This is a genomic window from Ochrobactrum sp. EDr1-4 (assembly GCF_049199085.1).
Lineage (GTDB): Bacteria > Pseudomonadota > Alphaproteobacteria > Rhizobiales > Rhizobiaceae > Brucella.
In genome coordinates this window covers 222368-244433 of record NZ_JBLZOF010000004.1, presented here as the reverse complement: position 1 = coordinate 244433, position 22066 = coordinate 222368, and the positions used below count along the sequence as shown (strand labels likewise).

Genomic DNA, 22066 nt, shown 5'->3' with positions numbered 1-22066 from the left:
CGTTCTGTATGTTTGTCTCAGACCTTCTTTAAAGATGGAGGTCTCAATAGGCGAATCCCATTTATGCGCCTCCACAGATGTGGTTGCGCGCTGAGGTATATTCAGATGCGAGACGCTCAACCAGCTCTGACACAGGCGCAACTTCTTTAATTACGCCAATTCCCTGTCCGCAGCCCCAGATGTCTTTCCAGGCTTTTGCGCCTTCCTGTTGTGCTTTATCGAAGTCCATTTTCGTTGGGTCGGCCTGAGGCAGATTTTCCGGATCAAGGCCAGAATTTGCGATTGATGGCTTGAGGTAATTGCCGGCAATGCCAGTGAAGTAGTTCGAGTAAACGATGTCGGACGAATTCGATTCCACGATCATTTGTTTGTAAGCGTCTGATGCGCGGGCCTCTGTCGTCGCGATAAAAGGAGAGCCAATATAGGCGAGGTCTGCGCCCATGGCTTGTGCTGCGAGAATTGCACCGCCATTGGCGATCGCACCAGAAAGCAGCAGTGGACCATCAAACCATTCGCGGATTTCCTGAATAAGCGCAAAGGGTGAAAGTAGACCCGCATGGCCACCAGCGCCTGCTGCAACGGCGATGAGGCCATCGGCACCCTTGCGGATGGCTGAATTGGCGTGGCGGTTGTTGATAACGTCATGGAGTACGATGCCGCCATAGGAGTGGATCGCGGCGTTGACTTCAGGTACGGCTCCCAGAGAGGAGATAACGATTGGCACTTTGTATTTCACACAGAGGCTAAGATCGTGCTCGAGCCGTTTGTTTGAGCGGTGAACAATCTGATTAACGGCAAACGGTGCAGCTGGGCGATCGGGGTTGGCGGCATTATACGCGGCCAGACTTTCTGTAATTTCAGACAGCCATTCGTCAAGCTGCGCTTCCGGACGTGCGTTCAGGGCAGGAAATGAGCCGACAATGCCCGCTTTGCATTGTGCCAGCACCAGAGCCGGATTGGAGATGATAAACAGAGGCGCTCCTACAACAGGAATGCGCAGTTTGTTTTTCAAAATTTCCGGCAATGCCATTTTATCCTCCAAAAATTGACGTTTGCGTAAACGTAATATTTCTAACACGGTTGACGCTTACCGCAAGGTGAAAATATTTAGAGAGGTAGTGGGTCACAGCGAGGCGGTTTCGATGTGGAGTCGTATAAACTTTCGGCAATGGCTCGATGGAAAAAGAGGTATAAAGTTAATAATTGATAACTTTATCGGGCATCGCGGGTAGCCAAAATGGATGCAGAACCGCTAAATGCCTTGATTCAGTCGTTAATTTCGCTGAGGCTCATGTAGTTGGCTTTGTTTGGGGGACTCAGTCAGGGTACGAGAACCAAGAAAAACGCTGAACCGGATTATGAAAAACCGAGGAAGAACTGCCCTTTGGAAAGTATCGAGCGCGCTATAAGAAATGCATTTGCAAGGTCGGACGCGCATAGTCCGGCCGCCCGGCAGCGTATCTATGAAGCTGCATGGGGTGCGCATGAGCGTGCGCTTGTTGCTAACACCGCACTCAGCGAAGAGCAAAAAAGGCAGCGGCGCGAGAAAGTTAAAGACGCGATCTCGGAAATTGAAAATGAGTTCAAGTCCGTGCAGGCGGCTTCAACCCGTCGGGAACACTCGCTCGGTGTGCCGGAATCCATTGATCCAGTGCTTGGTGATAGCAGTGTCGAAGCCGGTCCCGCACTCGATGCAGCAGATATTCGTACCGATTCTAAAAAGAAAAAGCGCGGTTCGGCCCGGTCTGGTACCGCATCTGATTATGATGCTGGTGTTTCGCGCAAAGACCGCAAGAAGACGCGCAGCTCGCCACTCATCAGCGTTGGCATCCCAGTACTGGTTATTGTTGTGCTAGGGCTTATCGGGTTTTCACTTTATAATAGCTTTGCCGATTTCACGCGTGGAAATGGTTCAAGCCCGCTTCTCACAGAGAACAATATGGCTCCGATCAAGGAAGGTGAGGATCCTGAAGGCCGTAACTGGATCAATATTTTCACACCTACTGATGCTACACGTATGTCTGTACAAGGAGGAGCCAAAGCTGACATCATGCGCGAAGGCACAAACAGCTTTGTTCGGGTGCAGTCAAACGGCGTAAATGATACTGTGACATTTGATGTCGGTGAAGGCGTGCTTAATCAGCTTGCTGGTAAGAAGGCTACCTTCGATATTGTTGCCCGTAGCGACGATGGCAAAACCACGCAAATGTCGGTCAATTGCGATTTTGCGGGTCTTGGTGATTGTGGTCGCAGGCGCTATGACGTTCGCGATTCTGTAGGAGATTTCCTGTTTGATCAGGAGTTTCAGGCAGGACAGGCTGCGGGACGCGCAGGCAAGATTACGATCAATTCCGATCTGAGCAGTTCCGGCAAGGCTGTCGATATATTTGCAATCCGCGTGACGACTGCGGCTGTGGAATAATCAACTCAAGAGCTTTTCCAGCGTTTCTAGCCGGTCCGCTTCGCGGGGTGGCTTATCCCAGCGCAGGCGCGAGAAGCGCGGAAAGCGCATGGCAACACCGGACTTGTGTCGGGTAGACCGGTTAAGCCCTTCAAAGGCGACCTCCACCACAAGGCCATGGTTTTGCTCCGCGCGCACAGAACGCACAGGTCCAAAACGTTCAATGGTGTTTTCACGGACAAATTTGTCGAGCAGTTTCAGCTCTTCGTCTGTGAAGCCGAAATAGGCCTTGCCAACTGGTACAAGAACGGGTGTGTCTTCGGGGCCGGTCCACACAGCGAAGGTGAAATCGGAATAATAGCTGGAACGCTTGCCGTGCCCGCGCTGCGCATAGACCACCACGGCATCGATGGTGAACGGATCACGCTTCCATTTGAACCATGGGCCTTTGGGGCGTCCGGGTACATATGTGCTATCATGCCGTTTAAGCATAAGGCCTTCAATAACCGGATGCGGAGGGTTGAGGCGCAGTTTCGCGAGTTCGCTGAAATCCGAAAATTCAAGCACGGGTGAGAGATCAAACCGGCGCTTATCGAGCTTGTCTACGAATTGAGTGAGCCTCGAACGTCGTTCGGCAAAAGGCAGAGCGCGTAAATCTTCGCCTGATTGTTGCGTGCCATCCTGCAAAAGATCATAGGCACGGATGAAAGCCGGATATTCGTGCAACTGTTTTGCCGTCACCGTTTTGCGATTAAGCCGCTGTTGCAAATCGGAAAATGTTGCGGTGTCAATGCCGGTTTCGCCATGGTGCCCCACCAGCAATTCGCCATCTATGGCACCGTCGAAATCCATCGCTTCAAGTACATCGGGAAAAGTGCCAGAAATATCATCGCCGGTGCGCGAATAAAGCCGCCGCACGCCGTTTTCGGATACTGCCTGCACGCGAATACCGTCCCATTTCCACTCTGCACTATAGGCAGATGGATCAAGAGAGGGTATCTCGGCTTCATCCAGTGCAGTCGCCAGCATCACAGGTCTGAACGGTGCATCGGCAGTGGCCGCAGGCTTTGGAGCTTTGCCTTCAAGCCAGTCGAACAGTGCGGTGTAAGGCTGAACCTGACCGTGCCACAGTTCTTCGATTTCAACCACGTCTACGTTGCCTAAGTTCGCTAGCGCCTGCTTTGCAAGGCGTGATGAAACACCAATGCGCAAGCCGCCTGTTACAAGTTTCAGAAGGGCATAACGTTCGGAAATACCCAGCACATCAAGCCAACTCGCAATGAGCAGCGGACCTTCGCGACGCGAAGCATTCTGCAATTCGCGCACAACCACGCTGAGCGGCAGATTGGCTCCCACTGGCGTTTCATTTGGGCCGGGCCAGATCAGCGAGATCGTTTCGGCAAGATCGCCGACATAATCGTAGGAATAGGCAAAAAGCATCGGATCGCTGCGATCAGTCATAAGCGCACGCAGCATTGCGGGTTTGACGCTTTGCAATTCGAGATCGCGCGTGATGGCGGCCAGCGCCAGCCCACGGTCTGGATCGGGCGTGGTGCGGAAATAATCGACCAACAGGCGCAATTTTCCATTGCGTTGCGGAGTAAGGACAAGGCGGTCGAGAAGTTCAGCGAAAGCGCGCATCAGTCTCCCTCGTCCTCATAGCCGATAAGATGGAGCGGGCGTGCAGGAATGTTCTGCAATTCGCACCAGCGAACCAATGCTTCTTCACGCCCATGCGTCACCCAGACCTCGGCGGGTTTTATCTCGCTGATGGTGGCGGTGAGCTCATCCCAGTCGCAATGATCGGAAATGATCAGGGGCAATTCCACGCCACGCTGCTTTGCACGTTGACGGATGCGCATCCAGCCCGACGCAAATGCTGGCAGAGGATCAGGAAAGCGTCGTGCCCAGCGATCAGCCAACGCAGAGGGCGGACCAACGACGATCTTTCCAGCAAAATCGGGCGCTACTTCACCCCGTTCAAGCGTCGCAGGTTCCAGTTTGCCGAGATCTATGCCCTGAGATTGATAATAATCGCAGAGTTTTTGCAGGCTACCATGGATATAGATCGGTTCATCATAACCTGCATTGCGGATGAGTTTTATAACGCGCTGTGCCTTACCAAGGGAATAGGCCCCGACCAGATGCGCCCGCTCAGGAAATTGTTTGAGCGATTTAAGCAGTGTCTCGATTTCGTGCGCTGCTTCAGGATGCCGAAAAACTGGAAGAGCAAATGTTGCTTCAGTGATGAATACGTCGCAAGCGACGGGCTCAAAAGGTGAGCAAGTCGGATCGGATGCGCGTTTATAGTCCCCCGATGCCACAATACGCGTGCCGTTTTGCTCGACGGCAATCTGCGCTGAACCGAGTACGTGCCCCGCAGGGTGAAAGCTGACTGTGACGCCGTTAACATTAAGCACGTCGCCAAAATCGGCATGCTGGGAACTGCCCGCAAAATCCGCACCATAGCGGATCGCCATGATGTCGAGTGTTTGCCGGGTCGCAAGCACGTGGGTGTGACCAGCGCGTGCGTGATCAGAATGACCGTGTGTAATAAGCGCGCGATCAACTGGCCGTACCGGATCGATATAAAAATCGCCGGGCGGGCAGTAAAGGCCTTTGGGTGTGGAGTGCAGAAGCTCGTTGAAGCGCATAGATGGTTAGATAGGTCAGCACCTTCGCGCTGGAAAGAGCCCATAAAAATACTCCTGATAAAATGAGAACAAAAGTGAACAAACATCTTGGCGGAAAGACTTGGGAGCACTAGATTGGTGGGGTGACGCTGAACCGGACCCCGACCACACCGACGGAAGCCTTTGATCTGCCAGACCGTTTTATCAAATGGTTTGCACAGAAGGGCTGGTCGCCGCGCGCTCATCAGCTGGAGCTGCTTTCACGTGCCGAACAGGGGCAATCCACGCTGCTGATCGCACCGACGGGTGCTGGCAAAACACTGGCTGGTTTTCTGCCTGCGCTGGTCGATCTGGAGCAACGGGGCAGAAAAAAGCCGGGCATGGCAAAAAAAGGCGTGCATACGCTTTATATATCGCCGCTTAAGGCGCTGGCGGTCGATATTCATCGTAATCTCACTATCCCGGTCGAGGAGATGGGCCTCGATATTACGATTGAGACCCGCACTGGCGATACGCCTGCACATAAGCGTCAGCGGCAAAAACTGGCACCACCTGATATTCTGCTCACCACGCCGGAACAGCTTGCTTTGCTGATCGCCTCCAAAGGGGCGGAGCAGTTTTTCAAAGGCTTGCGTTATGTGGTGCTGGATGAGCTGCACTCTCTGGTCATTTCCAAACGTGGTCATCTGCTCGCTCTGGGTCTTGCGCGTCTGCGCCGTTTGCAACCACAACTCCAAACAATCGGATTGTCCGCAACTGTCGCGCAGCCTGACGAATTGCGTCGCTGGCTGGTCGAACAGGATGGAACGGAACCGAAATCTGGTCTCGTGACTGTTGATGGCGGTGCGAAACCAGAGATTACCATTCTCGATTCCGAAGAGCGCGTGCCATGGGCGGGGCATTCCTCGCGCTATGCGATCCCGGATATTTATGAGGCGGTCCGCGCCCATCGCACGACGCTGCTGTTCGTCAACACGCGCAGTCAGGCGGAGATGCTGTTTCAGGAACTTTGGCGCGTCAATGAGGATACGCTGCCGATTGCGCTGCATCATGGTTCACTCGATGCCAGTCAGCGCCGCAAGGTCGAACAGGCTATGGCAGCCAACACATTGCGCGCCGTGGTCGCGACTTCAACGCTTGATCTTGGCATCGACTGGGGCGATGTCGATCTGGTCATTCATGTCGGTGCGCCAAAGGGTGCCAGCCGTCTTGCGCAACGTATCGGTCGTGCCAATCATCGTATGGATGAGCCCAGCCGCGCCATTCTTGTGCCTGCTAATCGTTTTGAGGTGATGGAGTGTCGCGCTGCACTTGATGCGAATTATATCGGTGCGCAGGATACGCCGCCATTGATCGATGGTGCGCTGGATGTGTTGGCGCAGCATGTGTTGGGCATGGCTTGTGCCGAGCCTTTCAATGCCGATCAGCTTTATCGGGAAGTGCAAAGCGCTGCGCCCTATTCAACACTCACGCGCGAAATTTTTGATAAAATTCTCGATTTTGTGTCAACCGGCGGCTATGCTCTTAAAACCTATGAGCGCTTTGCCAAAATCCGCAAGACTGTCGATGGCACATGGCGGGTTTCAAATCCGCGCATTGCGCAGCAATATCGCCTCAACATTGGCACGATTGTTGAAGCGCCGGAGCTGAATGTGAGGCTTACGCGCAGCGGTAAGGGAGCCAATGCGAGAGGTGGCCGCGTTCTGGGCCGGATCGAGGAATATTTTCTCGAAACACTCACGCCGGGCGACACATTTCTCTTTGCAGGAAAAGTGCTGCGGTTTGAAGGCATTCGTGAAAATGAATGCATGGCCTCCAACGCTGCGGGACAAGATGCTAAAATCCCGGTCTATGCTGGCGGTAAATTCCCGCTTTCGACCTATCTCGCCTCTCAGGTGCGTGCGATGCTGGCAGACCGTTCGCGCTGGCAGTTTCTGCCCGAACAAGTGCGGGAATGGCTGGAAGTACAGGCGTTCAAGTCCGTTCTGCCGCGTACAGATGAATTGCTTATCGAGACTTTCCCCAAAGGCGGACGGTTTTATATGGTCGCCTATCCTTTTGAGGGCAGGCTTGCGCATCAGACGCTTGGTATGCTGCTGACCCGGCGTCTGGAGCGTATGGGCGCGCATCCGCTGGGCTTTGTCGCGACCGATTATTCGCTGGGGCTTTGGGGTCTTAAAGACATGGGCGCGATGATTGGCGCGGGCAAACTCAATCTGACGCGTCTGTTTGATGAGGACATGCTGGGCGATGATCTCGAAGCATGGCTTGATGAAAGTTATCTTCTCAAACGAACTTTCCGCAATTGTGCCGTGATTTCCGGGCTTATCGAGCGGCGTCATCCGGGACTGGAGAAAACGGGCCGTCAGGTGACGGTTTCCACCGATCTGATTTATGACGTGCTGCGCACGCATGAACCAGATCATATTTTGTTGCAGGCAACGCGCGCCGATGCTGCGACCGGTCTTTTAGACATTAAACGTTTGGGTGATATGCTGGCGCGAGTGAAGGGGCATCTCTTGCATAAACCGCTCGACCGAATTTCACCACTGGCGTTGCCGGTGATGCTTGAAATCGGACGTGAACGCGTGGCCGGTGAGGGTGATGATATGCTGCTTGAAGAGGCAGCGGATGAACTGATCAGAGAAGCGATAGAATGACCGCAGTTTGGGGAAACGGTGAGGCTTACAGTCTCGCGCATGGTGAGGTGCGTGGGGTCGCGACCATTTATGATCCTTGTGGCGCGCTGTATTTGCCGGACCTTCATATGCTGGTTGTATCGGATCTGCATCTCGAAAAAGGCTCGTCGTTTGCCCGGCGAGGTCAGCTTATTCCGCCTTATGATACCGCTGTGACCCTTGATATGCTGGCATCTGTAATTGCGCGTTATCAGCCGCGCACGGTGATCAGTCTGGGGGACAGTTTTCATGATGCGAAAGCCAGTGAACGCCTGCCTTCACTTTATGCAATCCGTCTCAAATCACTGATAGAGCATCGTGACTGGTTCTGGATTACGGGTAATCATGATCCTGACCGTCCGGTTGATCTGCCCGGCGATTGTGTTGAGGAACTGGCAATCGGACCGCTTACATTCCGACATGAGCCATCGCGTATAAATTCGCAAGGAGAGGTGGCAGGCCATCTTCATCCGGCAGCGAGGATTGTACGACGCGGGCGCTCGGTGCGGCGCCCATGTTTTGCAAGCGACGGTGAACGGCTGATTATGCCGGCGTTTGGTGCATATACCGGCGCGCTCAATGTGCTGGATCGGGCATTTCGTGGGCTGTTTATGGATACAACGCTGCGCGCTTACATGCTGGGGCAGGGTAAGATCTACCCGATTGCACATGCGGCGCTGGTCGGAGGTTAATCGCGTTTGAACAGAATGCGGCCTGCCCATCCGGTGAAGACGGCGAGAAACACAGCAAACAAACCGTAATAGAAGCTATATTTATGTGCCGCATCATAAATGCTTTGCTCGACACCGGCTTTTACGATTTCAAGGCTTGCATTGGCTTCGCGCAAGAAAACACCGTTGCGGAACAGCAGTGCGCGTGCGCGATGACGTCCAACCGGCACATTGGCTGAAAGGTTCAGCGTTGCGCGAAACAGAGTGCGTGAGAGAAACTCAACGCCACCGATACGTTGGCTGTATAGTCCTTGCCGGATTTTCATCTCGCGCAATTCATTGCCAAATTTTGGAATGTTGCCTGACAGACTGGCGGGGTCTTCCGGGCGCAGATAAAAATTGCGGACACCAACGGACAGCTGACGATAGAGCTTATCGTCAGCAATATCCTGCAAGTTACGCGTTGATGCGAGCGAATAGGATAGCGGTACATTGAGAAATGTTTCGGAATCCGCATTCACCCACACACCGAGATAACGTTCTTTCTTACGCACCACCAGATCGCGCGACGGGCCTTGTAGCACGACGATAATATCGTAGCGTCCGCGGCGAAGGATTGTAGGATCCGCGTTGTCGAGAGCACCGAAGATCGTCAGATCGGTGCCTCCGAAATTGGAAGTGATTGCGATTGTTTCGGTTGAAAGGCCGATTTCGATTGTTTCTTCAGCCGGATTTTGAAGCTGTGGAACGCCATTGCCGTCGCCGTTTGAATTGATTTGCGCGGATGCGGGTATTGCAGCAAGGCCGGATAATAGCGTGGATATGAGTGCGAATTTCCGCATGTCACATATCCGCTATTGATATCGAGAACAGATTATCAGGCCGCACAAACAGGCCAAATGCAAGACGCAGACCAACGGCGAGGACGAGTAGCGCCAACAGTAGGCGTAATTGTTCACCGCGCAGCTTTTGCCCGGCACGCGCGCCATATTGCGCGCCGATCACGCCGCCGAGCATCAGCAGAAACGCCAGCACTATGTCGATTGACTGGTTTGTCGTCGCCTGCATCACTGTGGTGAAAGCTGTAACGAAAGTAATCTGAAATAGCGACGTACCGACAACCACATTCGTTGGCACATGGAGCAGATAGATCAGCGCGGGCACCATGATGAAGCCGCCACCGACACCCATCACTGATGATAACAGGCCGATGAAGAAGCCAATGGCGAGCACAGGTATGATGCTGACATAAATTGTCGAAGCACGGAACCGCATCTTGAAGGGCAGTTTGTGGATCCACGTATGCTGACCGGGGCGGCGGATTGCGCCCGCCTGTCCCTTTTTTACGCGTCGAAGTGCGCGAAAGCTTTCAACCAGCATTAGTCCGCCGACAGTGCCGAGAAAGAAGACGTAAAGGATCGAAACGATAAGATCGAGCTGTCCCAGATCACGCAGCCACGAGAAAACAAAGATACCGAGCAGTGATCCTAAGATACCGCCCGCAACAAGAAACAGCCCGAGCTTGATGTCGAGCGTTCGCCGTTTGAAGTGGGCAAGTGCGCCTGAAACCGACGAAGCGATGACCTGATTGGCGCCTGTTGCAACGGCAATTGCGGGTGGAATGTTGTAAAAGATCAGCAGCGGCGTGATGAGGAATCCGCCGCCGACACCGAACAAACCGGAAAGAAAACCAACAGCGGCACCCATGCCAAGCAGAACCAGCATGTTGACCGACAATTCCGCAATGGGAAGGTAAATACCCAATTCCGAACCCGGTTTTAAAACGCACAACACGCAGCCCTATGCGGTCGCGCGGTGCCGCAAGGTCTGTTTTAAATTCGCTAAAACCCGTTTTCGTAGAAATCTATGAGAACGTGGTTCTAACAATTTGATTTGGCGTGCATGTTAGCTGAAAATCATCACAGAAAATGCACTCTATGGGTTTGCTCTTTCGACGTTGTGAAGTCAAACGCCGATTGCAAATAGAGTTACTTTGAAGTGACATGACCAAAGAAAATAGAACTTTGTTGTTTGTGGACAACAATATGCAATCTTTAACTACCCCAAACTGTCCGTTATTCGGTTCCGCTTTGACGGTTGCTGATCACGATTTGAATGCCATCTTTTGGTGTGATCGCCGAGTGTGCTGATGATGGGTAAAATTGCGCTTTGATCGCAATCGGTTCCGACATTTTGTTGTCGATCAGGCTGCCACCTTTAATGACATAAAGGAACGCGTTGGTAAGGCTTGCGCTGTAATTTCCTGCGAATTTGCTACCGGATGTGAAGCCAAACGATGTTGCGACATCGCAGTAGTAGTCACCGTTGGTAATAAGCCATTCATCGGTGGGGCTTGATCGCGTCAACGACGTTTTCTTACCGTCTGGGGTGACGAAATTGAGATTAAACGACAAAGCCATATGAATGTTTTTTAGTTCTGAGCTTCCAGAAAGAATTTTGAATAAGGATTTATACGGCTGAACATCGTCTGCTGGAATGAGTTGCCCCTTGATCGATGAAATTTCAAAGTCGATGGCATCGCCTTGAAACCCCTTAATGTCCTTGTCGAGAGCAAGGGGTATTTTTGCAATAATGCCATTTTCCATTTCATTATTTACATATAGCAGCATGAATCTTCCCCTTGTTATTCTTTTAATATTATTCCGTATCGAGAGGATTCAACCTGTTACTTATGGCAACGAGTAACGACCAGAATTAAATCATTTTTTCGCTTTTTATAGCGCTAATATTCTAATATATCCGTTCATTCGTAAAACACGATTAGAGCGGGAAGCGATAAGCTATTATGAAATATGTGGTTCTGGCGCTGACGACATTTCTTCCACTGCCAGCAATGGCCAATTGCATTCCGCCGTGGCAGACGCAATTTGCCTGCAATATTCCAGATCGCGATGCGCGTGTCGAATTTTGTCGTATCGCGGACCCAAAAGCGCATCCCGATAAGAAAGAAGCCTATTACAATTATGTAACTGGAACCAAACCGTCCGAACTCTATTTTGAAACTAACTCGACGTGGTTTTCGACCAAAGACACCAATGTCGATCATCCGACCGATATGACTATGGCTTTGGGTTATGCGCGCGGTGAATATGTTTATGCTTTTGTAGTGACGGAAGATAAGCGTCTCGGTGGTGCTATACGAGACGCAGAAGTGCGCGTCTATTCGTCGACAGAAAAGTTTTCGAACGACACCAAAGACAATGAAAGTGCAAGGCTCTATTGCGATGCGAAATCGATCATCGCCGATCAGGACAGCATCGCGCCCTGATCGAATGATTATTTGTTCTTTTCAAGCAAAAGCTGGACGAGCTGCTGGTTGACTTCGCCAGTAGGCTCCTGACCATTGGCTTTTTGAATCTCCGAGATGGCGTTACGGGTTTTGTTGCCCATCACGCCATCAGCGGTGCCAACATCATAACCATTCTTCTGGAGAATAAGCTGGATGTTGCGGACGGCCTTTTTCATATCGACTGTTGCTTGTGCAACGGGTTTGGAATCCAACCAGCTTTCAGGTGTGTCGATTGAATTGGCTTCCTGATTAAGCGGCTTTGCCTTCCAGAGTTCCACTGTGTCTTTTGCGCGCTGAAGCTGTTGCGGCTTCAGCGCCGCACCAATCTGGTCGCGCTTGTCTGCAGCATCCTTGTCGCCAGCCTTTGCAGCGAGTGCGAACCATTTATAGCTTTCTTCCAGATTGACCGGCATTCCGAGCCCCTGTGCCGCCAGAATGCCAAGATTATACTGGCTGTCTTTTACGCCGAGTTCGGCTGCATCTGTGAACCAACGAACAGCGGCGGCATTGTCGGGAGAACCACCTGCACCTGAAGCATAGAGAACGGCCAGATTGTGCATAGCCCCGGCATTGCCCTTTTGCGCTGATTGCTGATACCAATCAATGGCTTTGCCGATATTGCGGGGCATTCCGAGCCCCTTTTCATTCATGTTTCCAAGGCGATAAAGCGCTGGCGCAAAATCTTTTTGGGCCGAGAGTGCGTACCATTTCGCTGCTTCAGCTTCGTTCTTTGAAACTGCAATACCTTCGAAGTAGCGGTTACCGATTTCAAAAAGCGCATGGGCATTGCCAGATTCCGCAGCCTCGCGCAGTGCTGAAGGGCCAGCATCAGCAGGCACTTCGATCGCTGTAGCTTCCATTTCCTGAGCAGGTGCTTCATCAGAAAAACTATTTTGCTCAGGTTGTAATTCCGGTTGTGGCGCAGTCGGAGTGACTGATGCTTGTGGCTCTGTATTTTGCGTTTCCGGTATGGAAAGCTGCGGCATTGGCTGAATGCTGCTCGCAGGCTTGCTTTCATTGGTAGGTGCAATGGAGGCGGTTGTGTTGTTATCGATTTCTGGTGTGCTGTCGGTAGCGGCAATCTCTGCTTGCTGATTGTTTTCAAGGAAAGCTGCTCCGACTTGCAAGCCTGCAATAGCGAGCATTACCGCTCCAATTGCCATCAGAATTGGCTTGCGCTGGCGGCCGAACAGAGCGCTGAGTGAGCTTTTCTTATTATCTTTATTTTGCTCCGTAACCAGCTCAAGTCGGCTTGCTTCTTCAGCGGCCTTCTGTGCGGCGTGACGAGCAACGCTAATCAGATCAGCTTTCTTGTTTACCTTTGTTTCTTCTTCATCTTGCTGGCCGCGTTCCTCGCGCACACGCTTCATGATCGTGTTGAGGTCAAGCACACCGTCACTGTCGGGCTGAACAGAATCCAACGATGCGCCCAAGACAGGTTCGCGCCGTGTTTTCGGCGTTAGCCGTGCAAGGGTCTCACCGCCGCCGACTGCATCGACAGCAGGGGCTTTCTGTTGCTCAACGAGTGGAGTTGCACTTTTTGGAGCAGTGTTTGATGCCACAGAATAAGGGTTTGCAACAGGCTTTGGCTTTGCTGCAAGCGATGAAGCATTGGGGCGTATATCGATTTGCCGCTCAAGATTGGTGAGCCGATCAACCACTTTTATAAGTGTTTCGTGGACAGCTTCAAATGTTTTGCTGTTTCGCTCATCTGCATTGCGTGCAAGCGTTTCAAGTGACTTCATATCATTTGCGAGCTGAAGTGCTATTGTTGTGTCTTGTTGCGTGCCATGTTTCAAAACACGCGCAATGGCTGTTTCAGCGGCTTCGCGCGCGGCATCCAGAAATGTTTCGCGACTGTCGAGGATTGAACGCTCTATGGTATCAAGTCGCGGTTTCAATTCCGCAAATTCTGCAGACGGCTTTGCCAGTTGTCGCGCCAAATTCGCGATCTGATTTTCTAGCCCGCGAATTGCTTCGCTTTCTGCCACAGCGATTTCGCTCAATGGTGGAGTTTGTAAAAGGCTCAGCGAAATTTGTTGTGAGATGTCATCAAGACGGCCTTCAAGCGTATGGAGTAAGCCGCTTTCTGCATAGTGGCTTGCATATTGTGCATCCAGACGCTTCGTTAATTCTTTGAATTTGTTATCTATCTTCTCGAGCAGGGCAGGGTTCGGTTCAGCTGACCATTTCTCGGCAGCTTCTAACTTCTGGCCAATTGCTTCAAGTCGTGACTCGATAATATGATAATCAGGCTGGCTCAGGTTTTCCATAACCCGTCCAACTTGATGTGCCAAAAGATTGATTTGCTGTGCCAGATGCTCAATTGCCTCGTCAGGGAGGTGCGAACCTTCACTTAAAGCATCAATACGCTGCGATAACTCACCAAGGCGACGGAAAAGCGTATCAGCATTCTGGTCTGCCACAGAGTTATCAAGCTGCTGCGTGAGTTCGGTCAGACGGGCTTCTATACGCTCCATACGAAGCGCTTCTTCGTGATCTGATTGCTGGCGCTGATTAGCGGCAATAACTGCGCGGCTGATTTCATCCAGTCGGCTGTCCATCTGTCGAAGAAGACCAGCGTCAAAAGCTGGTGAGCGCTGTTCCTCACGGCTGTTGTATGAATGCCGCGATATAGCTGGCGATACTCGCTCTCCATATTGCCCAAAGACATCTTTTTCGCGATTTAAGCGACGGAGATGTTCAGCAATTTCTGCAATATCCTCAATGCGTCTGTCCGAAGCGTGAGGCTCGGAAAAGCGCTCTCGTACGTTCATTTCACTCGAGTTGCTGAGGCGTTTTTCTAGCTGTGCCAATGTGTTGTGCAGCTCGTCCATAGCACTCCAATTTGGTGCCGTTGACGTTACATGACGCTCACGCAGGGCGTTGAGTTCGTCGATGACGGAACGAGAACCAGAAGCCTGATGTGAGTTTGCCATATGAAATTCGCTTTTCAAAAACAGAAACCGCCAAAGTTCGAATCCACGAACAAATCGGCGCAATGATTTGCTAGGTTCAGTTTCTTACAAACGTGGTAAATAAGTGGTTAAGATTTGGTTGCAATCTTAGGATTAGGGCCTTCTGTATGAAGGCTCTGTCAGTCCTTAAGTTTCTGAAAGGTAATGCCTAATTGGTCGCTGCCGGGCTGCGTTTACGCACGGTCAAAGCCAATGTGAGAAAAGCCAAGCATGCGATGGTTACAAAAACCGGCAGGCCATGGACCAGATATTGCTGTGCAATCCCTGCAAAGAGTGGTCCGACCAGTGCTCCCACACCCCACATCAGTCCCATGCTAGCATAAATGCCGACGAGTTGCGCACCTTTAAACTGGCTTCCCACCACGCTGAGCATGATTGTGTAAATGCCAACAAATGCACCACCCCAGACAAACAGCAGCGTGTAGGTTAGCCATGGCAAAGTAAGCGCCCATGGCCAGACCGCTGCACCTGCCGCAGACAAGGCTGCGAGTACTAGCAGCAATGTTTGGCGATTAACCTTGTCTCCGAGAAAGCCGATTGGGATCTGGAGGACAATAGCACCAAACATCATAACCGACATAAGTTGTGTCGCCTGATTTTCACTCCATCCGAGATCGACAGCATATAGCGGGAGAAATGAAAGGCCGGCTGATTCAATTGCTGCATTAAGCACTGTCGCGGCAAGTGCTACGGGCGCTAATGCTAGATATTGGAGCGGGCTTCCATGCGGCTTGTCGTCAATTGGCGGTGCAGTTACTTTCGGGCTGGCAATTGCCAATGCCGCGATAATTGCAAGAGCAGAGCCAATGAAATAGGGAAGAAAACCACTCGACCCAACAAGTGAAAGGATCAAGGGTCCAAGAGCAAAACCAAGTGATAGCGCGGCAGTATATATGCCCATGGTTTTTGAGCGGTTTTCATCCGTGCTGAGTGAGTTTAACCAGGTCTCGGATACGACAAACAGTGTTTCCGATGCAGCCCCCAGCAGGATACGCAATGGAAACCACAGCCAAATCAGCGGAATAGCTGGAAACAGTCCAAGAAGTAGTGCTGCTGCGGCAAGAGCAACGATGACCAGAAGGCGCATTCCAAGCAGAGCGCTTAAGCGTGGCAACAAAAATGCCATACAAAGAACCCCGACCGCATGCATGGCTGCGTTCGCACCAATAATAGCTTCGCTATAGCCCATTTCGTCAAGATCGAGTGCGATCAGTGCAGCGCTAAGGCTATATGTCAGGCCAAATATCATCGCTGTGCTGATGACAGCAGTACGTGAGAACGTGATATTCGAAGCTAATGGTTGTTTGGTCAAGGTTATGATCCGGGGGGCATGATAAGAACTATACTTAGATATTAACCCTCAGAAGAACTCAACAATTTAAAAGCACTTATTTAGCTGTCTTGAAAATATTTTAACGATGCAATTTCTCAAAGCGCTTGATGAGCCGTTCGCGCCTTAGTCGGGACAAGCGCTGGATCCAGAAAATGCCGTTGAGTTGATCAATTTCATGTTGGTGGCAAACCGCGAGCAGTCCGTCGGATTCCTCAGTTTGGGAAACGCCGTCGAGATCCTGATAACGGATTCGAATGCGTGCGTGGCGCTCAACCTCATCTACAACTCCGGGCATCGAGACGCTGCCTTCCTGATGGCGAATAGTTTCGTCAGATGCCCAGATAATTTCTGGATTCGCATAGATGCGGGGGCCAGTTTCTTTGGACAGCTCAAGAACAACCAGCCGTTCCGCAATGCCTATATGCGGTGCCGTTATGCCAATACCAGGCGCTGCCCTCATTGTGTCAAGCAGATCGTCGGCAAGATTTCGCAGGGCTTGATCAAAGTCGATAACAGGTTTTGCGACGGTGCGCAGGCTTTGGTCTGGGTATTTGATTATATGACGAACGGGCATTTTACTCTTACTGTTCAGCTTGCTGCACGACATGCAGCACATCTTTGGGTGTCTCAAACCTCTTTATATTCTAAGATTATCATTGGGTTATATTCAAGGACAAAGAAATTGAATATCTGCATCCACAACAGGGCTGTGGCGGCGAGAAATGTATGGAAGAAATTCGATTTAGTCTTTGTGAAAGGCCGGATAAGCGCGGCGGACATAGCCCAAGTATAAGTGATGTGGGTTGTCGAGGGGGTAGTTATGTGCCTTTCAATATGGCGAGTGATCGAAGCCTAAGTTCCAGCGTCTGCAACAATATCCAGAGCGGATTACTATGACTGCCCGGAAGTCTCCGCCCAGAAAATATGGGCGGAGACCATAGCTTAAAATTGCAGGCCCGGTTTGTTGAACTCGCGTGCTATTTTGCGCTGGCGATTGCCTTCTCAAGCCTCGCCTGCACGGGCTTTGGCTTCTTGGCCGCAACAATTTGTTCGAGATTGGATGGATTCTCGCCGACAATGAGCAAAGCTACCATGCCCATGGCATAGTGCGGAGTGCATTTTACGAAATACGCGCCAGGCTCTTTGACGTTGAGGGTATAGTTTTCGTTTATCTTGCTTTTAAACGCCTCGGTACCTTCAGGGATCATGCCTTTTATCGACTCGACATTGTGGCCTTTATCGGTTGGGATAAAAGTGACGGTGTCCCCGGGATTGGCCTTAATGTAGGCTGGTTCAAAAACCATAGCGCCGTCCGCTCCTTTATTGAGCATGTGGACTTCGATATTTTCAGCCATGGCAGGAACTGCCAGCATCGCGCTAAGGGTGGCTGCGGCGAACGAAATTACAAATCTACGCATATGTCAGATCTCCATAGTGGGCGCTGACTTTCATTGTGGTTCATATGCGCCGACTTGATATCGATTTAGAACGGATCGGATCCGATATCTTTGATCAAAATCAATCAGAAGTTATTACTGGACCACAAGTGTCATATTATTGGCTGCAGTGGTTGAAAAATTTGTTGAATAACATTCAAACGCGTTATTGAGCATTTCGCCGACGGGCCTGTGACAGTCAGATTCTGTTGCTGTATGAGCAATAGCTGGTCAATAATGTGATTTATGTCTGAATAATGAAACGTGCGTTTGAAGTGCCCATGGCGAGCATAATCGCCATGGGCTGATTTAGTTCTACCCCTGCTTTGAAACAAACTCGGACATGCTCGTAATCAAGAGCATGCCGACAGTTGCTCCTGCGTCCTGAAGGCCAATGGTCTTTTCCTGAAAGGCCGCAGCCTTGCCGTGTTGAGCAACCATGGTTTTGGTTGCTTCAAGCGCGTCTTCAGCGGCCTTAGCCGCTGCTGCCAGTGCATCAACGAGCGATGCGCCGAGTATCGTTTGTCCTTCGAGCGTAATTGCAATCGGATCAAGCACATCGAGAAGTGTCTTGTCGCCAACCTTTGCCTTGCCGCGCTCGGCAATGCCATCACGGTAGGCGCGCCAGAAAGCGGCCATCTCAGGTGTTCCCAGTGCGTCAAGGCCGTCACAGGCCTTACTTGCACGCAGGAAGCCGGTTGCGGTGAGGGTGCCCATGGTTGAAGGCGCAACGCGGGCCATAGTGGTGCCAGCCGTGCGTAATAGTTTAGATATACCAGCGGCTTCGCCTTCCGCGTGAACGGCCTCTGCGGCTGCCGCAAAGGCTTTGCTCATGGTGATGCCAAGATCGCTATCGCCCACCTTGCCGTCCAGTGCGATCAAAAACTCACGCTGTTCGGCAAAAAGCTGCTTCCAGCTGTCGAAAAGATTGATCAGATCAGATGCTGTAATGACGTTCATAATCTGACCTCAACCCGCAAAATGCTTGAAGAATGGGGTGTTTGCGGAAGCGGCAACCAGTGGCTCTAGTTCTTCATCAAGATGTAGCACGGAAACTGACGCGCCAGCCATTTCCATGGACGTGGCAAACTCGCCGATCCAGACATGCTTTACCTTGACGCCACGCTCATCAAAAAGCTGCGAAACACGACGGAACATGATGTAAAGTTCTTCAAGCGGCGTGCCACCAAGACCATTGACCAGCACAGCGACTTCGTCGCCCTTGGCATAGGACTGCTCGGCGAAAATACGTTCCATCAGCTCGTCGATGACTGCATCTGCGCTGGCAAGCTTCTTGCGGCTGATGCCGGGTTCGCCATGGATGCCCATGCCGATTTCCATTTCATCTTCGCCGATGGAGAAAGTGGCGTGACCGATTTCTGGTACAACGCAGCTCGAAAGAGCGACACCCATGGTGCGGGTGCGCAGACGTGCCTTATCGGCAAGACGCGTTACTTCATCAAGCGACAGACCGTTGGCTGCAGCTGCACCGGCTGCCTTGTAGACAAAGAAGATACCGGCGACGCCGCGACGCTTGTGTTCTTCACCGACAACCGAGGATGCCACGTCATCATTGCCGACAATCTGTTTGACGGCGATGCCATCAAGATCGGCAAGTTCTGCAGCCATATCGAAATTGATGATGTCGCCGCTATAGTTGCCATAGATGTAGAGCACGCCTGCGCCCTGATCGATGGCTTTGGTGACCTGATACATCTGCTCTGAGCTTGGCGACTGGAAGACGCCGCCGACAGCTGCGCCATCTATCATGCCTTCGCCAATATAGCCGAGGAACAGCGGCAGGTGGCCGGAGCCGCCGCCTGTTGCGATGCCGACCTTGCCGGATTTGATATTGGCTGTGACCATGCAACGCTTGTCATTATCGACAAAGGTAAGCTCGGGATGGGCCCGATAGATGCCTTCGAGCATCTCATCCACGAAATTGACGGGATCGTTCAGAAACTTCTTCATGATTGCCTCTTGAGAGTATCGGGTTATTTCTTGCGTTGACTGGTGACGAAGAAGGCGGCAGCCAGCAGGATGAAGCAGCCCACGACGAGACGCTGCCATGTACTGGGGATGCCGACGAGCACCAGAACACTGTTGATGACGGTGATAAGAAGGACGCCAAGGATGGTGCCGAAGACGGTGCCGGTGCCGCCGGTGATGCGTGCACCACCGAGGACCACAGCGGCGATAACCGCAATTTCTGTTCCAACAAAGTCGAAGGGGCTCGACTGGCGATTGGCGCAGACATGGATGATGCCTGCAAGCCCAGCCAGACCACCCGCATAGCCGAACAGGAAGATATGGATGGTGCGCAGATTATAGCCGAGGCGGCTTGCGATCTGGCTGTTACCACCCATCGCAAAAATCGCGCGGCCCATCAAAGTGCGGTTCAATATCCACCACGTCAGGATTGCAGCGGCAGGCAGCACCAGAAAATAGAATGGCATGGTGATGGTTGCACCGGTTGCTGATTCAAACTGGAACAGCGGAAGGCGACCGAAAGCACCCATTGTCGGCGGCAGGGACATAATCCAGACGGTGCCGACAAAAGCCAGCAGGAAGCCGCGGAAGAGATATTGTGTGCCGATGGTGACGATCAATGACGGCACATTGAGGTAATGCACCAGCAGACCGTTGAGGACACCAAGGAAAATACCGCCCGCAATCGCCATCAGAATGATGAAGATGATCGGCAGTTCCGGCATATAGGACTGCACCAGAAGCGTCAGCGAATAGACTGTCGTGGCGGCAATTGCCGTAAAGGAAACATCAATCCCGCCTGCGGCGAGAATGATGAAGACGCCAAGCGCAAACAGGCCCATCACCACACTGGCACGACCAATATCGATCAGTGTCGAGGCTTGTAAGAATGCAGGGTTGATGATCGAGACAATCGTGCAGATTGCCACGAGCAGCAAGAACGTGATCGATTCTGGGCGCCTGCGAATAAAGTCACCCAACTTGAAGGATTGGGTGCGGCCTAAATCCTGTTGATACTGCGACGCACTCATTAGGCAACTTCCTTCTGCGACGACATCATGGCTTGATAGAGCTGATCTTCGGTGGCCTGTGCAGCATCCAGTTCTGCAACGATGCTCCCTGAGTTCATAACGAGAATGCGGTCGGCATTCTGCAGAAGCTCCGGCAGATCATCGCTGACGATGATCAGACCCATGCCAGCTTCGGCCAGCGCCTGAATTGCGCGATAGATTGTATCTTTTGATCCCACATCGACGCCGACGGTCGGGCCGTGTAACACCAGAAGCTTCGGGGCAATACTCAGCCAGCGACCGATCAAAACGCGCTGCTGATTGCCGCCTGAAAGCGCACCAACAGGCAGGTCTAGATTGGTTGTGTTAAGCCGCATCTCTTTTATCAGCGAGGCGGCGATGTTCCGCCCCTCTTTCTGATCGACAATGCCAAGGCTGTTGCAGAGCTTTCTGAAGATCAGTGCGATCTCGTTTTGGAAGATCGACTTGTCGAGGAAGAGGCCTTCTGCAAGCCGGTCTTCCGGCACATAGCCTATGCCGCGCTCAATGGCTTCCGCAGGGCTTTTGACCTCGGTTATATTTCCATCGAGGCGGATTGAACCGGAATGCGCAGGCACGACGCCCGTTATCGCCATGGCAAGCTCGTTGCGGCCAGAATCTGCAAGGCCGGTAATGCCAAGGATTTCGCCTTTGCGTAAGCGAAAGCCGATGTCCTTGAAGCCCGATGCGGTAAGGCCGTCGAGTTTAAGCAGTTCGGCATCGCCAGGCTGTGCCGTGCGATAGCGCTCGGCGTCGATTTCCCGGCCGATCATCAGCTCGGAAAGCTGCTTCTTGGTGTAGTTTTCGATTGGCCCCTGTGCCACGCACTGGCCATCGCGGAAGACAACCGCATTGCCGCCGATGCGATAGCATTCATCAAGCTTGTGGGTCACGAAAAGCACTGCGACGCGCTCGGCGCGCAGGCGTTCTACGACTGCAATCAGATTGTCCACTTCGCGACGGGTCAGCGATGTGGTCGGCTCATCCATGATGACGAGCTTAGCGCGCGTTGCAATGGCGCGCGAAATTGCAACGAGTTGGCGTATTGCCAAGGGCAATTCGGAAACGATTGTGTTGAGGAAGGTTTTGTCGGTTGGCAAGCCAACCGTGCTCAATGCCCGTTCTGCAGTCTCGCGAAGCTGCGTAAGCTTGACGCTGCGGAATAGCCGGCCATTGCCTTCAACGAGCTGCTCATTCAGCGCTACGTTTTCAGCGACGGTCAAATTGGGAATGAGCGACAGATCCTGATAGACGGTTTCAATGCCCGCTGCCAGCGACTGGATCGGATTCAGTGACGCATATGTTTTGCCATCGAGAATGATCTCGCCTTCGCTGGGTGCGTGTGCGCCGGACATGATCTTGATCACCGTGCTCTTGCCGCAGCCATTTTCACCCAACAGGTGATAGGCCTGACCAAGGTCGATTGTCATATCGATGCCGCGCAGCGCGTGAACGCCGCCAAACCGCTTATGAATGTTGCGCAGTTCGAGGAAACGATCCGCGCTAGTGGTTGTAGTGGACACGTTAAATTCCTTTGTCGCCGCGCAGCTCGCCAAAGCGATTGGGCTGGCTGTAGGACCGACCGACG

Annotated in this window: 18 protein-coding genes; 4 read left to right on the top strand and 14 right to left on the bottom strand. The window is 52.2% G+C overall.

Annotated features, from left to right (window positions below):
- Window positions 1-61 precede the first annotated feature (61 nt).
- A complete protein-coding gene (locus tag ACOZHT_RS16025) occupies window positions 62-1030 on the bottom strand; it encodes a nitronate monooxygenase family protein (protein WP_339512568.1) in 969 nt (322 codons plus the stop codon).
- A 354-nt stretch (window positions 1031-1384) separates the two neighbouring features.
- On the opposite strand from ACOZHT_RS16025, the gene ACOZHT_RS16020 reads away from it, so the two are divergent.
- Window positions 1385-2422 carry a hypothetical protein gene (locus ACOZHT_RS16020; protein ID WP_421565987.1) on the top strand — a complete coding sequence of 346 codons (1038 nt, stop codon included), beginning with the start codon at window positions 1385-1387 and terminating at the stop codon, window positions 2420-2422.
- Here the strand turns inward: ACOZHT_RS16020 and ACOZHT_RS16015 are convergent, their stop codons facing one another.
- Together ACOZHT_RS16015 and ACOZHT_RS16010 are read right to left on the bottom strand one after the other, a co-directional pair.
- The gene (locus ACOZHT_RS16015) at window positions 2423-4042 is read right to left on the bottom strand and encodes a cisplatin damage response ATP-dependent DNA ligase (protein ID WP_339512572.1); all 1620 of its coding nucleotides are present in this window, start codon (window positions 4040-4042) and stop codon (window positions 2423-2425) included.
- Entirely contained in the window at window positions 4042-5055 is a 1014-nt protein-coding gene (locus tag ACOZHT_RS16010) for a ligase-associated DNA damage response exonuclease (RefSeq protein ID WP_339512574.1), read from the bottom strand. The genes ACOZHT_RS16015 and ACOZHT_RS16010 overlap by 1 nt, the downstream gene beginning before the upstream one ends.
- A 122-nt stretch (window positions 5056-5177) precedes the next feature.
- On the opposite strand from ACOZHT_RS16010, the gene ACOZHT_RS16005 reads away from it, so the two are divergent.
- Both ACOZHT_RS16005 and pdeM read left to right on the top strand, forming a co-directional pair.
- Window positions 5178-7694, top strand: a complete 2517-nt coding sequence (locus ACOZHT_RS16005; RefSeq protein WP_421565986.1) for a ligase-associated DNA damage response DEXH box helicase — start codon at window positions 5178-5180, stop codon at window positions 7692-7694.
- Window positions 7691-8404, top strand: coding sequence for a ligase-associated DNA damage response endonuclease PdeM (gene pdeM, locus ACOZHT_RS16000; RefSeq protein ID WP_339512578.1), 714 nt, complete (start codon window positions 7691-7693; stop codon window positions 8402-8404). The genes ACOZHT_RS16005 and pdeM overlap by 4 nt, the downstream gene beginning before the upstream one ends.
- On the opposite strand, the gene ACOZHT_RS15995 is transcribed toward pdeM, so the two are convergent.
- The 3 genes from ACOZHT_RS15995 to ACOZHT_RS15985 form a co-directional block, all read right to left on the bottom strand.
- Window positions 8401-9225: a TIGR02186 family protein gene (locus ACOZHT_RS15995; RefSeq protein ID WP_339512579.1), complete on the bottom strand. Its 825-nt coding sequence runs from the start codon at window positions 9223-9225 to the stop codon at window positions 8401-8403. The genes pdeM and ACOZHT_RS15995 overlap by 4 nt on opposite strands.
- Window position 9226: 1 nt before the next feature.
- Window positions 9227-10147 carry a sulfite exporter TauE/SafE family protein gene (locus ACOZHT_RS15990; RefSeq protein ID WP_339512581.1) on the bottom strand — a complete coding sequence of 307 codons (921 nt, stop codon included), beginning with the start codon at window positions 10145-10147 and terminating at the stop codon, window positions 9227-9229.
- Between the two features lie 311 nt (window positions 10148-10458).
- Window positions 10459-10989 (bottom strand): hypothetical protein, encoded by a 531-nt coding sequence (locus ACOZHT_RS15985; protein WP_421565985.1) that lies wholly within the window; start codon window positions 10987-10989, stop codon window positions 10459-10461.
- 200 nt (window positions 10990-11189) lie between these two features.
- On the opposite strand from ACOZHT_RS15985, the gene ACOZHT_RS15980 reads away from it, so the two are divergent.
- Window positions 11190-11672 carry a hypothetical protein gene (locus tag ACOZHT_RS15980; RefSeq protein WP_339512585.1) on the top strand — a complete coding sequence of 161 codons (483 nt, stop codon included), beginning with the start codon at window positions 11190-11192 and terminating at the stop codon, window positions 11670-11672.
- 8 nt (window positions 11673-11680) lie between these two features.
- Here ACOZHT_RS15980 and ACOZHT_RS15975 read toward each other — a convergent pair whose 3' ends face one another.
- From ACOZHT_RS15975 to ACOZHT_RS15940, 8 genes are all read right to left on the bottom strand, one after another.
- Window positions 11681-14632: a peptidoglycan-binding protein gene (locus ACOZHT_RS15975; RefSeq protein ID WP_421565984.1), complete on the bottom strand. Its 2952-nt coding sequence runs from the start codon at window positions 14630-14632 to the stop codon at window positions 11681-11683.
- A gap of 187 nt (window positions 14633-14819) precedes the next feature.
- The gene (locus tag ACOZHT_RS15970; protein WP_339512589.1) at window positions 14820-15983 is read right to left on the bottom strand and encodes an MFS transporter; all 1164 of its coding nucleotides are present in this window, start codon (window positions 15981-15983) and stop codon (window positions 14820-14822) included.
- A 100-nt stretch (window positions 15984-16083) separates the two neighbouring features.
- On the bottom strand, window positions 16084-16578 hold the full coding sequence (locus ACOZHT_RS15965) for a peptide deformylase (protein WP_339512591.1): 495 nt from the start codon (window positions 16576-16578) through the stop codon (window positions 16084-16086).
- A 403-nt stretch (window positions 16579-16981) separates the two neighbouring features.
- Window positions 16982-17422: a pseudoazurin gene (locus ACOZHT_RS15960; RefSeq protein ID WP_339512593.1), complete on the bottom strand. Its 441-nt coding sequence runs from the start codon at window positions 17420-17422 to the stop codon at window positions 16982-16984.
- A 333-nt stretch (window positions 17423-17755) separates the two neighbouring features.
- Window positions 17756-18400, bottom strand: a complete 645-nt coding sequence (locus tag ACOZHT_RS15955; protein ID WP_339512595.1) for a dihydroxyacetone kinase subunit L — start codon at window positions 18398-18400, stop codon at window positions 17756-17758.
- A 9-nt stretch (window positions 18401-18409) separates the two neighbouring features.
- A complete protein-coding gene (locus ACOZHT_RS15950) occupies window positions 18410-19411 on the bottom strand; it encodes a dihydroxyacetone kinase subunit DhaK (RefSeq protein WP_339512597.1) in 1002 nt (333 codons plus the stop codon).
- 23 nt (window positions 19412-19434) lie between these two features.
- A complete protein-coding gene (locus ACOZHT_RS15945; RefSeq protein ID WP_339512599.1) occupies window positions 19435-20460 on the bottom strand; it encodes an ABC transporter permease in 1026 nt (341 codons plus the stop codon).
- Window positions 20460-22001: a sugar ABC transporter ATP-binding protein gene (locus ACOZHT_RS15940; protein ID WP_339512601.1), complete on the bottom strand. Its 1542-nt coding sequence runs from the start codon at window positions 21999-22001 to the stop codon at window positions 20460-20462. The genes ACOZHT_RS15945 and ACOZHT_RS15940 overlap by 1 nt, the downstream gene beginning before the upstream one ends.
- Window positions 22002-22066 lie beyond the last annotated feature (65 nt).

Coding starts and splice junctions, on each gene's coding strand:
- ACOZHT_RS15945 (WP_339512599.1), bottom strand. CDS start 20,460: ATGAGTGCGTCGCAGTATCAACAGGATTTAGGCCGCACCCAATCCTTC.
- ACOZHT_RS15955 (WP_339512595.1), bottom strand. CDS start 18,400: ATGAACGTCATTACAGCATCTGATCTGATCAATCTTTTCGACAGCTGG.
- ACOZHT_RS15965 (WP_339512591.1), bottom strand. CDS start 16,578: ATGCCCGTTCGTCATATAATCAAATACCCAGACCAAAGCCTGCGCACC.
- ACOZHT_RS15985 (WP_421565985.1), bottom strand. CDS start 10,989: ATGGAAAATGGCATTATTGCAAAAATACCCCTTGCTCTCGACAAGGAC.
- ACOZHT_RS15995 (WP_339512579.1), bottom strand. CDS start 9,225: ATGCGGAAATTCGCACTCATATCCACGCTATTATCCGGCCTTGCTGCA.
- ACOZHT_RS15950 (WP_339512597.1), bottom strand. CDS start 19,411: ATGAAGAAGTTTCTGAACGATCCCGTCAATTTCGTGGATGAGATGCTC.
- pdeM (WP_339512578.1), top strand. CDS start 7,691: ATGACCGCAGTTTGGGGAAACGGTGAGGCTTACAGTCTCGCGCATGGT.
- ACOZHT_RS16025 (WP_339512568.1), bottom strand. CDS start 1,030: ATGGCATTGCCGGAAATTTTGAAAAACAAACTGCGCATTCCTGTTGTA.
- ACOZHT_RS16015 (WP_339512572.1), bottom strand. CDS start 4,042: ATGCGCGCTTTCGCTGAACTTCTCGACCGCCTTGTCCTTACTCCGCAA.
- ACOZHT_RS15980 (WP_339512585.1), top strand. CDS start 11,190: ATGAAATATGTGGTTCTGGCGCTGACGACATTTCTTCCACTGCCAGCA.
- ACOZHT_RS15960 (WP_339512593.1), bottom strand. CDS start 17,422: ATGCGTAGATTTGTAATTTCGTTCGCCGCAGCCACCCTTAGCGCGATG.
- ACOZHT_RS15975 (WP_421565984.1), bottom strand. CDS start 14,632: ATGGCAAACTCACATCAGGCTTCTGGTTCTCGTTCCGTCATCGACGAA.
- ACOZHT_RS16010 (WP_339512574.1), bottom strand. CDS start 5,055: ATGCGCTTCAACGAGCTTCTGCACTCCACACCCAAAGGCCTTTACTGC.